At 71.9% G+C, this 13,383-nt stretch carries 12 protein-coding genes, 1 tRNA gene and 1 riboswitch; of the genes, 10 read left to right on the forward strand and 3 right to left on the reverse strand.

All coding sequences use genetic code 11. From position 1 onward, the window contains the following. Positions 1 to 202 precede the first annotated feature (202 nt). On the forward strand, positions 203 to 1,642 hold the full coding sequence (locus tag ABZT47_RS34950; RefSeq protein WP_354851951.1) for a glycerophosphodiester phosphodiesterase: 1,440 nt from the start codon (positions 203 to 205) through the stop codon (positions 1,640 to 1,642). Here ABZT47_RS34950 and ABZT47_RS34955 read toward each other — a convergent pair. Together ABZT47_RS34955 and ABZT47_RS34960 are read right to left on the reverse strand one after the other, a co-directional pair. After that, positions 1,575 to 2,084, reverse strand: a complete 510-nt coding sequence (locus ABZT47_RS34955) for a cysteine dioxygenase family protein (RefSeq protein ID WP_354851953.1) — start codon at positions 2,082 to 2,084, stop codon at positions 1,575 to 1,577. The genes ABZT47_RS34950 and ABZT47_RS34955 overlap by 68 nt on opposite strands. After that, the gene (locus ABZT47_RS34960) at positions 2,081 to 2,980 is read right to left on the reverse strand and encodes an amidohydrolase (protein WP_354851954.1); all 900 of its coding nucleotides are present in this window, start codon (positions 2,978 to 2,980) and stop codon (positions 2,081 to 2,083) included. The genes ABZT47_RS34955 and ABZT47_RS34960 overlap by 4 nt, the downstream gene beginning before the upstream one ends. A 202-nt stretch (positions 2,981 to 3,182) precedes the next feature. On the opposite strand from ABZT47_RS34960, the gene ABZT47_RS34965 reads away from it, so the two are divergent. Further along, complete coding sequence (locus ABZT47_RS34965) at positions 3,183 to 4,199, forward strand: LacI family DNA-binding transcriptional regulator (RefSeq protein ID WP_354851956.1); 1,017 nt, start codon at positions 3,183 to 3,185, stop codon at positions 4,197 to 4,199. Positions 4,200 to 4,207: 8 nt separating this feature from the next. Here ABZT47_RS34965 and ABZT47_RS34970 read toward each other — a convergent pair whose 3' ends face one another. Next, complete coding sequence (locus ABZT47_RS34970; protein WP_354851958.1) at positions 4,208 to 4,585, reverse strand: phage holin family protein; 378 nt, start codon at positions 4,583 to 4,585, stop codon at positions 4,208 to 4,210. Between the two features lie 189 nt (positions 4,586 to 4,774). On the opposite strand from ABZT47_RS34970, the gene ABZT47_RS34975 reads away from it, so the two are divergent. The 8 genes from ABZT47_RS34975 (at position 4,775) to ABZT47_RS35010 (ending at position 13,320) form a co-directional block, all read left to right on the forward strand. Continuing rightward, positions 4,775 to 5,050, forward strand: a complete 276-nt coding sequence (locus tag ABZT47_RS34975) for a hypothetical protein (RefSeq protein WP_354851960.1) — start codon at positions 4,775 to 4,777, stop codon at positions 5,048 to 5,050. Between the two features lie 30 nt (positions 5,051 to 5,080). After that, entirely contained in the window at positions 5,081 to 5,479 is a 399-nt protein-coding gene (locus ABZT47_RS34980) for an OsmC family protein (RefSeq protein WP_354851961.1), read from the forward strand. A gap of 970 nt (positions 5,480 to 6,449) precedes the next feature. Then, positions 6,450 to 6,597, forward strand: a riboswitch (cyclic di-AMP (ydaO/yuaA leader). 336 nt (positions 6,598 to 6,933) lie between these two features. Further along, the gene (locus ABZT47_RS34985; protein WP_354851963.1) at positions 6,934 to 7,509 is read left to right on the forward strand and encodes a hypothetical protein; all 576 of its coding nucleotides are present in this window, start codon (positions 6,934 to 6,936) and stop codon (positions 7,507 to 7,509) included. Between the two features lie 141 nt (positions 7,510 to 7,650). After that, a tRNA-Lys gene (locus ABZT47_RS34990) sits at positions 7,651 to 7,727 on the forward strand. Between the two features lie 157 nt (positions 7,728 to 7,884). Beyond that, entirely contained in the window at positions 7,885 to 9,483 is a 1,599-nt protein-coding gene (locus ABZT47_RS34995) for an ABC transporter substrate-binding protein (RefSeq protein WP_354851965.1), read from the forward strand. A gap of 11 nt (positions 9,484 to 9,494) precedes the next feature. Further along, positions 9,495 to 10,448 (forward strand): ABC transporter permease, encoded by a 954-nt coding sequence (locus ABZT47_RS35000; RefSeq protein ID WP_354851967.1) that lies wholly within the window; start codon positions 9,495 to 9,497, stop codon positions 10,446 to 10,448. After that, the gene (locus ABZT47_RS35005) at positions 10,445 to 11,293 is read left to right on the forward strand and encodes an ABC transporter permease (protein WP_354851969.1); all 849 of its coding nucleotides are present in this window, start codon (positions 10,445 to 10,447) and stop codon (positions 11,291 to 11,293) included. The genes ABZT47_RS35000 and ABZT47_RS35005 overlap by 4 nt, the downstream gene beginning before the upstream one ends. Then, the gene (locus ABZT47_RS35010; RefSeq protein WP_354851971.1) at positions 11,290 to 13,320 is read left to right on the forward strand and encodes an ABC transporter ATP-binding protein; all 2,031 of its coding nucleotides are present in this window, start codon (positions 11,290 to 11,292) and stop codon (positions 13,318 to 13,320) included. The genes ABZT47_RS35005 and ABZT47_RS35010 overlap by 4 nt, the downstream gene beginning before the upstream one ends. Positions 13,321 to 13,383 lie beyond the last annotated feature (63 nt).

Here is a 13,383-nt window from a genome sequence, read left to right on the forward strand (position 1 = left end):
GTGCGGCCCGCCCGTCCGTCGCCGGACCCGGCGCGGGACGGCACCCGTCTTTCTGAAATGTCGGGATGATCGCTGTTCTGTGCAGATGATTACCGATAACGGAGCACGGTCGCTGGTGATCCTCCATAGTCGTCGTCCTCCGCCCACCGCGGTGCGCGTGTCATGCGCGAGGGAAATCCTCTGACCAGGCCTAACATCGAGCGTGACCTGCGTTCGATGGCCTGCGGCCGGCGCGCTGGCGGGCCTGCCGGCCCTGCTGTCTCTGCTGTCCCCGCTGCCGGGCGGCACCGCCTCCACCGCCTCCGCCGGCGCCTCGTCCGACATGTCCTCCCTCGCCTCCGTCGCTGTGGCCGCCCCACGGCCGGCGTCGCGCGAGGGGTCGCGGTCGTACCCGGTCGTCATCGCGCACCGGGGCGCCTGCGCGTACCGGCCCGAGCACACCCTGCCGTCCTACCGGATGGCCATCGCCATGGGCGCGGACTTCCTGGAGCCCGACCTGGTGTCCACCAAGGACCATGTGCTGGTCGCCCGGCACGAGAACGAGATCTCCCAGACCACCGACGTCGCCCGCCACCCCGAGTTCGCCGCGCGCAGGACGACCAAGGTGATCGACGGACGCACGCTCACCGGCTGGTTCACCGAGGACTTCACCCTCGCCGAGCTGCGCACCCTGCGCGCCGTCGAACGGCTGCCGGCCCTGCGGCCGGGCAGCGCCGCCTTCGACGGCCTCGCGCCCGTCGCCACCTTCGAGGAGATCGTGGCGCTCGCGAAGCGGTCGGGCGTCGGCGTCTACGCCGAGACCAAGCACCCCGGCTACTTCGCCTCCATCGGGCTGCCCCTGGAAGGGCCGCTGCTCGCGACGCTCGGCCGCTACGGCTGGCGCGAGCGGGCCGACCCGGTGTGGATCGAGTCGTTCGAGACCGCGAACCTGCGGGCGCTGCGCCACCGGACGCGGCTGCGGCTGGTCCAGCTCCTGGAGGCGGCCGGCGCGCCCCGCGACCTGGTGACCAGGGGCGACCGGCGCACCTACCGCGACCTGGCCACCCCTGGAGGGCTGGCCGAGATCGCCACCTACGCCGACGCCGTCGGCGTCCCCACCGATCTGGTGCGGCCGGTCGACCGCCACGGCCGGCTGGGCGCCCCCACCCCGCTGGTCGCCGACGCCCACCGGCACAATCTGGACATCCACGTCTGGACGGTCCGGCCGGAGAACGCCTACCTTCCCGCCCCGTTCCGCCTGGGCGACCCGGCGGCGCCCGGGTACGCGAGCGCGCACGGCGATGTGACCGGCTGGCTCCGGACGCTGTACGGGCTCGGCGTCGACGGGGTGTTCAGCGACGACCCGGGCGTCGCCCGGCAGGTCCGCGACGAGGTCGTCCGCGGCGCCGGCCTCGTGCACGGGGCGAGCGGCACAGCAGGCTCCCCCGCTGAGACGCCCGACGAGGAAGCGCCCAATGCTCAGGCGTCCGGCGGGGGAGCCCTCTACGCCCGGGCGGCCGGTGAAGGCGGACCCTCTGCTCAGGCCTCCGGTGAAGGGGGGCCCGTGGCCGGGCGCCCCTGGCAGGCGGCGCCGGTCAGACCAGCGCCTCCGCGTCCGCCGGGCGCAGCTCGTCCGCGTAGCTCACCGAGGCGCGGCGCATGACGCCGTCGTCGCTGATGGAGTACTGACCGAGGCGCCACAGCGGGGGAGAGTAGGCGTGGATCGACACGGTGGCGGGCGCGTGGCCGTTGATCCGGTGGATGTGCTCGGGCCCGAACGACAGCGCCTCGCCTTCGGAGACCAGCGTCTCCAGCGGCTCGCCCCCGATGCGCGGGTTGGACTCCTTCAGCGTGCCCGCGACCACTCGGACGGCGCCGGAGGAGACGTCGTGGTCGTGCCAGCCCGTGTCGTCCTCGGGCCGCCAGCAGATGACCCAGACGTCCACGAAGGAGTCGCGGTGGAGGGAGGCGTAGTGGCGCGCCTCTCCGCTGTCGCCGAAGGCGACGTGCGGCGCCCACACCTCGGGACGCGCCGCGAGGTCTTCGACGAGATCGCGCAGTTCGCGCTTGTCCAGGTATCGGTCGGGCAATGACTCCCAGGTCATCGGTGCACGGCTCCTTCCAGAGAGAGCAGGCGCGTGGGGTTGGTGAGGGATATCTGCTGCTCGATGGCCTCGCCGAGCAGCGTGCGGGCGGGCTCGGCGTAGGGGGCGTCCGAGCCGAGCACCACGACCTCGACGCCGACCACCCGGGTGATCGCGTCGATGGCCTGGTGGCCGTAGGAGGAGGTCTCGAGGTAGGCGTCGGGGTCGACCGAGCCGCGCGCCGAGCCGCCCCGGGCGATGAGGCGCTCCACGTGCAGCGGGGCCAGGCCGGCGAGCAGCGCGAAGCAGACCCGCAGGCGCGGGTGCCGCGGCCGGCCGAACGTGCGGAAGGCGTACCAGGCGGCGTGCATCTGCTGGACGTAGGGCACCAGCGCCGGCCACCACGCGGGCCCCTCGGCGGCGCCCGCCGGGCCCGGATGGACGAACAGCGGCAGGTCGCGGTCGTGGAGCAGGTCGAGCAGCGGCGCGACGCGGGCGAGGCCCTCGGCGTCCAGCAGGGCGGTCGCGGGGAGCTGGAGCCCGGCGAAGCCGCGGTCCAGCGCCTCTGCGGTGCGCGCGGGGTCGACCGCGCTGACGCAGGCGGAGGCCCAGGCCCGGAATGACGGCGGCAGGCTCAGCGCCCCCTCGTGGTAGGCGTCGAGCAGCGGCCAGGCGTCGCCGGGCGGCAGGTGCTCGACGCCGAGCGGGCTGGACAGCGACACCAGCGCCAGGTCGATGCCGTGGTCGCGGTTGAAGCCGAGCCGGTGGCGGAGGTCGTGGTCGCGGGGGTTCACCTCGTACGGCGCCTCGCCGTCGAGGTGCAGCGTCCAGCCCGACAGGAACGGCGGCGTGGCCCGCCGGCGCAGCGCCTCCACGAACCCGGCCGTCCAGATGTGCTGGTGCACGTCGATCCCCATGTCACCTCCTCGCCGACCAGCTCACCCTATATTACCTACTCGCTTTATAGGCTTCTTCTCGGGAATTGCGCTGAATCGATTCACTGATACGTTTCAGTGAAACGCTTCACCTCGGCCTCCGTCAACAGCGGGTCCATGCTGCGAGACGAGGGGGAACGTTCCGGACCCCACCCGTCGCGCGGGTTCGGCATAAGCTGGCGAGATGCCGCGTTCCCAGCCGCGCAAGCGGGCGACGATCCGCGAGGTCGCGCAGGCGACCGGACTGTCGCCGGCGGCCGTCTCCTACGCGCTGCGAGGCATGCAGGTCTCCGAGGAGACCATCGAGCGGGTGCGCCAGGCGGCCGCCGAGCTCGGATACGAGGCCGACCCGATCGCGCGGGCCCTGGCCAGCGGCCGCACCGGCATGATCGGCGTGCTGTGCGGCTCGCTGGAGGACCTGTGGCAGCAGTCGCTCGCCGTCGGGCTCGGGCGGGCCCTGCGCGACAAGGACCGCTACGCGCTGATCCTGGACGCCGCCGGCGACCCGGCCCGCGAGCGCGCGCTGGCGCTCCAGCTCCGCGACCAGCGCGTGGACGGGCTGATCGTGCAGCCGGTCGACCCGGCGGCGCCGTTCTGGGCGCAGCTCGCCGACGGCCTCCCGGTGGTCGCCATCGGCGACGCGCTGCTCGACGCGCGCACGGCGGGCGAGGTCGTCTTCGACAACCGCAACGGGGTCACGCTGGCCCTTGAGTACCTCCGCAACAAAGGCCACGGCCGCATCGCCGTCCTGACCCCCACGCGGCCGAGCACCCCCGACCGGCCGGCCGACGTCCACGTGACCGCCGAGGCCGAACGCCTGAAGCTCGACATCGAGGTGACGACCGCGCCGCACGGGCTGGCCGCCACGACCGCGGCCGCCCGTGAGCTCCTGGCGGACGACGCGCGGCCGAGCGCGGCCTTCTGCTTCTCCGACTCCATCGCCTACGGCGTGTACGCGGCGGCGGCCGAGCTGGGGCTGTCCATCCCCGAGGACATCTCGGTCATGGGTTACGACGACCATCCGATGTCGGGGCTGCTCACTCCCGGCCTCACCACCGTCAACTGGGACATCGGCGGCATCGTCCGCGCGGCCGTCCGCCTGGTCGTCGCGGCGGCGGACGGCCGCAACCGCAGGCGCAGGATCATCCAGGAGCCCGAACTACGCGAACGCGGCTCGGTCGCCGACCTCGGCCTCGGCTGACGCCGGGCTCAGTCTTCGTTCAGGCCCAGCACCATGTCCAGGATCCAGGTGATCACGCCGACGAGGATGGCGCCGAGGAAGGCGGCCCAGAAGCCGTCCACGTGGAAGGGCAGGTCGAGCTGCTCGGCGATCCAGCTGGTCAGCAGCAGGAGCAGGGCGTTCACCACCAGGGCGAACAGTCCGAGCGTGAGCACGTAGAAGGCGCAGCCGAAGGTCTTGATGATCGGCTTGAGCACCGCGTTGACGATGCCGAAAATCAGGGCGACGGCCACGAGCGTGCCGGCGGTGCGCGTGGAGGTCGCCCCGGAGACGGTGATGCCCGGGATCAGTTGTGTCGCCGCCCACAGCGCGCCCGCGACGATAAGGATCTTGATGATGATCTTCACGCTCTCGATGGTCGCACCAGTCACGGGCGGGCGGTAGAGGCTGAGGACCTGGGGCACGCGCTTTTCCGGCTCGCGGGACCGGTCGCCCTGGACCTCCGTGACGGCCGTTCGCGCGAACGATCTCCCAGGCGTTCGAACGTGCATATCCCTGTTATCGGGGGGAAAGTGGCTAAAAGGGGGTGAGCCCGTATGGACCGGGACGAGCTGCAGTCGCTGTCGCCCAGGGAACTGCACGACAGGGCGGTGCACTATGCGGTCACGCACGGCGACTTCGGCTTCCTGTGGGACCTGCTCAAGGTGATCCCGGCGGCCGAGGCGGCGAGCGGTCACTCCGAGGAGACGGCCAACGACCTCAGCAGGGTCTCGGCGCTTCTCAGCGACGCCATGGCCTCCGGCGAGGGAGAGCTCGGCGAAGCGCTGCGGCCGGTCTACCTCTCCTACCTGTCCAAGCACCCCGACGCCTGAAGACGCCCCGCCTGCTCCTAGGCTCCAGGCATGGCATCGGTGAATGTTGAGCGTACTGAGAACGGCTTCGTGGCCCGCAACGGGCGCGGAGCGGAGATCGTCATGGGCAGTGGCGACGACGAAGGCGTCTTCACCCCGGTCGAGCTGCTGCTCGCCGCGGTGGGCGGCTGCAACATCGTGACCGTCGAGCCGCTCACCGCCAAGCGCGGCCACCGCCTCGTGCGGCTGGCGATGACGGTCCAGGCCGAGAAGGTCGAGCCCACACTGCTCGGCCCGGTCACGATCACCTACGACGTCGAGCTCCCCGAGGGCGATCCCGAGGCGGACGAGGTCTTCCGCGCCGTCGCCCACCGGGTGCACGAGCGCCACTGCACCGTCAGCCGGTCGCTGCAGAAGGGCACCGAGGTCGTCGTCGAACTCCCCGAATAGCCGCTCGTCCCGCCGGGTCATCCCGTACCCGGTCATGCCCGCGACTTAGACCGAATCTATACCGTGCGATGACGAGCAGCTCAGGCCCCGGTATGTAGTGTTAAGGCAGGTCAAGGGGGATGCGACCAGCGCCCGAGGGGCGCAGCGAAGCTTTCACCATAAGGACGCGGTGGGGGACCGTGTCCGAACAGCGGGACCGCCCGATGCGTTTGGGGGAAGGCATCGGCGCTGGACCGTGAAGTGGTCGGGGCCGGACAGGCGGGGGACTGTCCGGCCCCGACTCATGTCCACCCCCACTTCGCGGCCCTCCCTTCGCCCCCGCTCCGTACGGCCGCCCCACCTCTGCTCGTCCTCGTCTTGGGCCGCCTCGTCTTGGGCCGCCTCGTCTTGGGCCGCTCCTCCCTTTCGTAGCCTCGGACCGTTCCTCGCCTCTGCCGCACCCTAGGGCCGGGGCGGCCACGCTCTCGCCCCGCCTCGGGCCGCTTCCCCTTCCGCCGCCTTGGGCCGTCTTCATCGGGCGCCGGCACGGCGGGAAGCGGGTCGGTGGCGTCGGCGCCCTGTTACGGCGACGGGCCCGGTCAACTCTCCGGCCGTCGCCGGTCATTGCGGGTGCCTCTGGGGGGCGGCAGCGGGGCGACGCAGCGGGTTCGTCCGGGCTCCGTGGGCGCCCCTTGGCCGTGGGCCATGAGGAGTTGTTTACCTGTGGCGGCTTTGCCGGGAGGGGTGGAGCTTGGGGGAAGAAAGGTTTTGCCCAGGCGGTGGTGCACCTCACAGGTCACAGCAGTAACACGGGTATCGCCTGTCAGCCTCGTCGGCCTTCTCTGGCGCATAAAATGCCCGATATGTGGGGCTTACGGCATGATAGGTAGATCTTCTGATGCTTTGTACAAACATCGTTTGCTTTGTCCTGACTTGACCGGTAACGTCTTGTACCAGATCGGACGGTGACCTGGTCTTCAGCCGGAAGGCCGCCGCCCGAACGTCGAGTCCCAAGGGCCTGAACCCGGCCCGCGGGAGCCGGGGACCCACGTTCTTCGGGGTGAATCCGCGTCAGCGGTAGGGCGAACTCCACGCCCGAACCCGTCAGCTAACCCGGTAGACGTCGTTGGAGAGGAGACTCGAGTGGACACACCGCCCCACTCCGTCCTCCGGGCGACCCTAGGCCCGGATCTCGCCGTCAGAAGCGGCACAGCAGTCGGCTTGTAGGAGCCGGCCGGGCGATTCGCAGCCTTGCGACATGGTGGCCGTCCAGCGCCACCGCCCGAAAGACCCACGTAAGAAAAGCGCTCGCGCAGCGATGGACCATGCCCTTGTCCACCCGCTTGTGCCTCAGAGAACGCTTTCCTCTCCCGGCGCCGAACCCTCTTGACCGAAGTCGGAGCCCGGGTCCCTTGTCTTCTGATGAAAGATCCTGACCTCCCATGTCTTTTTTCACGAACACCCCCAAATGTCGTGTGGTTTCGAGCATCATCGGTGCCGCGATGATGTGCACGGCGACGGTCGGCACGGCCACCGCGGCCCACGCCAACTCGCCCGAGCGCAAGGACGGCGTCGCGGCGGCGACCACCCAGCGAGTCATGTTGAAGGGCTCCACCACCGCCTCCTACTTCTGGGACGACGCCTCCGGGCGCGCCGGTGACACGGGCATGCCGGCCATCGGCAAGCCGATGCAGAAGGGGCTGTTCGCCAGCCCGTGCTGGCCGCTCGGCACCGAGGGTTACGTGATGTACAACGGCAAGAAGGCGCCGTTCTTCATCGGCGACCGCGGCCCGGGCATCCCCTCCGAGAGCGGCGTCATGCTCGACATCGACGGCAAGACCTTCGCCGAGCTGACCGGCGGCGACTTCAGCGACTCCAGCCTGATGGTGACCGGCTTCGGCGCCGGCCACATCAAGGTCGACTACGTCATCACCAAGTGGGGCAGCGGCCCGGGCAAGAAGAACGAGCCCGTCCCGTTCTCCGCCGGCGCCTGGGGCGTCTACGACAAGGACCCGGCCGAGCCGACCCTGGCGCTCACCTCCGCGCCCTGACCCGCGCGCACGCACCTGCGGGTTCTTCCACCAGCTTCCCCCGGGAAATGGGCGTGCCGGTGCTTCCCCCTGGCACCGGCACGCCGCCCCGGCGCCGATGTGCGTAGCTTCGCCGGGACTGCTAAAGTCACCGTAGTCAACGCGCCGCTAGCTCAGTTGGTTAGAGCAGCTGACTCTTAATCAGCGGGTCCGGGGTTCGAGTCCCTGGCGGCGCACCACGGTTAACGCCGATGACCTGGGCATCTTCCCCGATGGGGAGGGTGCCCACAGTCGTTTTCCGACCTGTGTCACCTCGGCGCGGGCTGCGGTCGGTTCGAGGTAGCCAGTTGAACGGCCATTTGACGATCATGATTCGCCCTTCGGATAGTGGTCCACATGGTCAACGACAACCCGTTCGACCGGCGCCGCTTTCTGGCCGGGTCAGGAGCCGCCGGGCTGCTCGCCCTGGTCGCCGCCTGCTCGGGCGGCGCGGGCACGAGCACCGGCGTGAACGCCGGGCCGTCCGGCTCCCTCCCGAGCACGCCCAAGCGCGGCGGAGTGCTCCGCGCGGGGTCGTCCCCGCCGCCCACGGCGGTGGACCCGGTCACCATGTACGACGGAACGGCGATCGCGATCGCCCAGCTCGTCGCCGACTACCTGATCTGGCTGGACAGGGACTACAAGCTGGTCCCGCGCCTGGCGGAGGCGTGGTCCGCCAAGGACGGCGGCAAGATCTGGTCCTTCACCCTGCGCGAAGGCGTGGTCTTCTCCGACGGCACCCCGCTGGACGCCGAGGTCGTCAAGGCGTCCTTCGACCGGTTGCTCGACCCGAAGAGCAAGTCGGCCGCGCTCTCGGCCTTCGACACCGTCCTCGCGCAGGGCGGCGTGCGCGTCAAGGACCCCCGGACGGTCGTCTTCACGCTGGAGCGGCCGTTCTCCGACTTCCCCTATCTGGTGTCGGCCGGCAACTACAACGCCCTGATCCTCAAGAAGGACTACGCGGGCGACTTCACCGCCAAGCCCATCGGCACCGGCCCGTTCGTGCTCGCCTCCTACGACCCGGCCAAGGGCGCCACCTTCACCCGCAATCCGAGGTACTGGGATCGGGGCAAGCCGTACCTGGACGGCGTGGAGGTCAAGTTCTACGCCGATGACCAGGCGGATCTGCTCGCGCTGCAGGGCGGCGACGTAGACGCCCAGCTTCTCAGCATTCCCGCCCTGGTCAACCCGCTGAAGGGCGTCGGGGACATCACCGTCGACCGGGTGGAGGGCACTGGGTTCACCGCCCTGACGCTGCGCGTGGACCAGGCGCCGTTCGACAGGAAGGAGGTCCGCCAGGCCGTCGCGTACGCCCTGGACCGGCCGGGTGTGAACGCCACCACCTACGACGGCATCGGGGCGCTCGCCAACGACCACCTGTTCGCCGCGCTGTTCCCGGCGGCGCCGGCCGACATCCCGCAGCGCGCCAAGGACCCCGCCAAGGTCGCGTCGCTGCTCGCCGCCGCCGGAGTGACCAAGCTGTCCTTCCCGCTGACCTTCGACCCGCCGGGCAAGGACTACGCCCTGGTCATCCAGAACCAGCTCAAGCAGGTGGGCATCGAGGTCACGCTGGACCAGCGCACCTCCGCCGACTTCTACGGCGGCGACCAGGAGAAGGACACGCCGTGGCTGTTCAGCCCGGCCACCCTGGTGCGCTGGGCCGGGCGGGCGGTGCCGAGCCAGTTCATCATCCCGATGGTGAAGAGCGGCGGGGTGTGGAACGGGTCCAAGTACGCCAACCCGGTGCTGGACGCCGCCGCCACCGCCTACGACGGGGCGACCACCGACACCGCGCGCAAGGCCCAGGCCGAGATCATCGCCAGGACGCTGTACGAGGACGTCCCTGTGATCATCAGCGTCTGGGGCGGCAGCGTCCGGGCCTTCAACGGCGGATTCGCCGGGATCCAGGCGCATCCCTCCAGCTACGTCGACTTCACGTCGGTGTCCCGGATCTAGGGCGGCCCGCGATGAGACGATTCCTGCTGCGGCGGCTCGCGGCGATCCCGCTCACGCTGCTGGTGGTGTCCGTGCTCGTCTTCACGGCCACCGAGCTGATCCCCGGAGACGTGGCCCGCACCATCCTCGGCCGTGAGGCGAGCGAGGCCGCGGTGCGCGACCTGCGCTCCCAGCTCGGGCTCGACCGGCCGCTCCCGGTCCGGTACGCCGACTGGCTGCACGGCTTCCTCACCGGGCAGTGGGGCGACTCCTCCACCCTCCGTGTCCCCGTGCGCGACCTGGTCCTCGGCCGGCTCGGCGCCTCGCTGCTGCTGGCGCTGCTGGCCTTCGCGCTGCTGGTGCCGGTGGCGGTGACGCTCGGCCTGGTCGCGGGGGTTCACCACGACCGCCCGGCGGACCGGGTGATCAGCGTCGCGGGCCTGGCGTTCGGCGCGACGCCGGAGTTCGTCACCGGGGTGGTCCTGCTGGTGGTGTTCGCGGTGAGACTGCGCTGGTTGCCCGCGTCCGCCCAGATACCGCCCGGGGCCACCCCGGTGCAGGCGCTCGGCCACCTGCTCATGCCGGCGCTCTCGCTCGTCCTGCTGTGCACCGGGTACGTCGCCCGCCACGTCCGCGCGAGCACCGTGACGGCCGTGGAGAGCCCGTACGCCCGCGCGGCGGAGTTGCGCGGCCTCACGCGCGTGCAGGTGGTGCGCCGGCACGTGCTGCGCAACGCCACGATTCCGGCGACCAGCGCCCTCGGCGTGCAGCTGCAGTTCCTGCTGGGCAGCCTGGTCACGGTCGAGCTGCTGTTCAACTATCCCGGGATAGGGGCGCTGCTGCTCCGGTCGGCCGTCGACAAGGACCTGCCGACCCTGCAGACCACCGCGATGGTGCTCGGTTGCCTCTACATGCTCATCTTCCTCGGAGCCGACCTGGTCTACCGCCTGCTCGACCCGCGCGTCCGGCTGGGGTCCGCCTCATGACCGGCCTGGCGCTGACGGGCACCGCGCGCCGTGCCCGCATCGCGGGGCGGTCCCGGGTGGCGCTGGCCATCGGCGGGTCGATCATCCTCGCCTGGGTGGCGATCGCGCTGCTCTGGCCGCACCTTGTCCCCTACGACCCCGACCTGCAGGACCCGCTGCGGCGCTTCACGCCGCCGCAGGCCGGGCACTGGCTGGGCACCGACCAGTTCGGCCGCGACACCTTCTCGCGGATGCTCGCCGGGGCGCGTCCGGTGCTTTCCGTGGCGCCGCTCGCGACGGGCCTCGGCACCCTGGCCGGAACGGTGATCGGGCTGGTGGCGGGCACAATGGGCGGGCTGGTCGAGGAGTTCACCATGCGGGCGCTCGACGCGGTCGTGGTGTTCCCGACGATCATCGCGGTCGTGCTGTTCGTGGCGCTGGCGGGCCGGTCGACGACGGTGGTGGTGCTGGTCATCGCCGCGTCGTTCACCACGATCGTGGCCCGCAGCGTCCGGGCCGCGACGCTGGTCGAGCGGGAGAAGGCCTACGTCGAGGCGGCCCGGCTGCGGGGCGAGCGCCGCCGGTCGCTGATGCTCCGCGAGATCCTCCCCAACCTCGCCCCGACGGTGCTGGTGGAGGCGACCTCCCGGTTCGGCGACGCGATCTTCGCGGCGGCGACGCTGTCCTTCCTGGGGCTCGGCCAGCCACCGGGCTCGCCGGAGTGGGGGGCATCGGTGTCGGACAACCGGACCTGGCTGCAGCTGGCCCCCTGGACCGTGCTCGCCCCCGCGCTGGCCATCGCCTCGCTCGTGGTCGCGACGGCGCTGGTCGCCGACGCCCTTCGCCACCGCCGGGAGGCTCGGTGAGACCACAGAGCGGCCTGCGGGTCGAAGGGCTGAGCGTGGCCTACGAGACCGCGCGCGGCCGGGTCGAGGCGGTGTCCGGGGTGTCCTTCGAGGTCGCTGCGGGCGAGACCTACGGATTGGTGGGCGAGTCCGGCTGCGGCAAGACCACGCTGGGCCGCGCTCTGGGCCGCTACCTGCCCCGCGGCGGCTCGATCACCGGCGGCCGGGTGGAGGTGGACGGGACCGACGTGCTCGGCCTGACCGCCGGCGGCCTGCGCCGCTGGCGGGGAAGTTCGCTGGCGGTCGTCCACCAGGAGGCGGGGAGCGCGCTGGACCCGACGATGCGGATCGGCGCGCAGCTCGCCGAGGCGCTCAGGTTGCAGGGGCGCACCCGCGCAGAGGCGAGGCGGGAGGCGACGCGGCTGCTCGACCGGGTCATGCTGCCCGACCCCGCGGCCATCGCCCGGCGCTACCCGCACCAGCTTTCGGGCGGGCAGCAGCAGCGCGTGGTCATCGCGGCCGCCCTGGCGGCCCGGCCCCGCCTGCTGATCCTCGACGAGCCCACCACGGGTCTGGACGCGACGGTGCGGCACGAGATCCTCGGCCTGATCGAGGCGCTACGGGCCGATCTCGCCGCCGCCGTCGTCCTCATCAGCCACGACCTGGCCATGGTCGGGCGGCTGTGCGACCGCGTCGGCGTGCTCTACGCGGGCCGCCTGATCGAGCAGGGCCCCGCCGCGGAGGTCCTGGCCACGCCCCGGCACCCCTACACCGCCGCCTTGATCGCCGCGGTCCCCCGGTTCGGCCGGACCTGGCGTGATCGCCCGCTCGCCACCATTCCGGGCCGTCCCCCCGCACCCGGAGAGAACTGCGCCGGGTGCGCCTTCGCCCCCCGCTGCCCGCACGCCGACGAGACATGCCGGGCACGTCGTCCGGCGCTGGAAACCGCCGGCGTCCACGACGCGCACACAGGGCGCTCCGTCCGCTGCCACCACGCCGCCGAGCTGATCGGCCGGCTGGACCCGGCCGAGGAGGGCCAGGACCCGGCCGGCGACCTCCGAGCATCCGCGCGGCCCGGCGTGGCCGGGCCGTTGCTGGAGATCCGGGCGCTGACCCGCCGCCATGCCGGGATCCCGGTGCTGCGCGACGTCGACCTCACCATCGGGCACGGCGAGGTACTCGGCCTGGTCGGGGAGTCGGGGAGCGGCAAGACGACGCTGGCGCGAGCCGTCGTCGGCCTCGGTCCGGAGGGGAGCGGGACCATCCGGCTCGACGGGCGGGAGCTGCCGGCCGCCGTGGCGCGGCGAGACGCGGGGGCGCTGCGGCGGATCCAGATGGTGTTCCAGAACCCCGACGCGTCGCTGAACCCGAGCCACACGGTGCGGACCGTGCTCGCCAGGGCGCTGCGCAGCCTTCGCGGCGGCCTCACCCCCGAGCGGCTGGCCGTCCGCGCCGGACTCGGGGAGCATCTGCTGGACTCCCGCACCGATCGGCTGTCGGGCGGTCAGAAACAGCGTGTCGCGATCGCCCGCGCCTTCGCGGGCGAGCCTGATCTGGTGGTCTGCGACGAGCCGGTCTCGGCCCTCGACGTGAGCGTGCAGGCGGAGGTGCTGCGGCTGCTCGCCGACCAGCGGCGCCGCACCGGGACGTCGTACCTGTTCATCTCGCACGACCTCGCGGTGGTGGGCTACCTGGCCGACCGGATCGCGGTCATGTACCGCGGGCGGATCCTCGAACAGGGACCGGCCGCGGACGTCCTCGCGGGCCCGCACCACCCCTACACCGCCTCGCTGGTGACGGCGTCGCAGGCGTCGCTCGGCGCGTCCGGCACGGCCGCCGCCGGCGACCAGGCCGCGCCGGGGCCGGCCGGTTGCCGGTTCGCGCACCGGTGCCCGCTCCGCGTCGACGGCCTCTGCGAGAAGGAGGAACCGCCCGTGCTCGCCCTCGGCGGCGACCACGCGGTGCGTTGCCATCTCGACGTGACCGCGCTTCCGCGGTCCGGCGTGCCGGTGGCCGCGTCCCGAGCCGCACCCGCGGAGGGGGCCTGAGCCGTCCAGGCCCCGGTCAACGGCCTGACGCGTGGCCGAACTCAGGCAGGCGGCCCCGCCCCG

This window comes from Sphaerisporangium sp. NPDC005289 (assembly GCF_040607455.1).
Taxonomy (GTDB): domain Bacteria; phylum Actinomycetota; class Actinomycetes; order Streptosporangiales; family Streptosporangiaceae; genus Sphaerisporangium; species Sphaerisporangium rhizosphaerae.

Excerpts from the sequence above, each read along its gene's own strand:
- ABZT47_RS35000 (WP_354851967.1), top strand. The coding sequence starts at position 9,495 with ATGAGACGATTCCTGCTGCGGCGGCTCGCGGCGATCCCGCTCACGCTG.
- ABZT47_RS34960 (WP_354851954.1), bottom strand. The coding sequence starts at position 2,980 with ATGGGGATCGACGTGCACCAGCACATCTGGACGGCCGGGTTCGTGGAG.
- ABZT47_RS35005 (WP_354851969.1), top strand. The coding sequence starts at position 10,445 with ATGACCGGCCTGGCGCTGACGGGCACCGCGCGCCGTGCCCGCATCGCG.
- ABZT47_RS34975 (WP_354851960.1), top strand. The coding sequence starts at position 4,775 with ATGGACCGGGACGAGCTGCAGTCGCTGTCGCCCAGGGAACTGCACGAC.
- ABZT47_RS34980 (WP_354851961.1), top strand. The coding sequence starts at position 5,081 with ATGGCATCGGTGAATGTTGAGCGTACTGAGAACGGCTTCGTGGCCCGC.
- ABZT47_RS34965 (WP_354851956.1), top strand. The coding sequence starts at position 3,183 with ATGCCGCGTTCCCAGCCGCGCAAGCGGGCGACGATCCGCGAGGTCGCG.
- ABZT47_RS34955 (WP_354851953.1), bottom strand. The coding sequence starts at position 2,084 with ATGACCTGGGAGTCATTGCCCGACCGATACCTGGACAAGCGCGAACTG.
- ABZT47_RS34995 (WP_354851965.1), top strand. The coding sequence starts at position 7,885 with ATGGTCAACGACAACCCGTTCGACCGGCGCCGCTTTCTGGCCGGGTCA.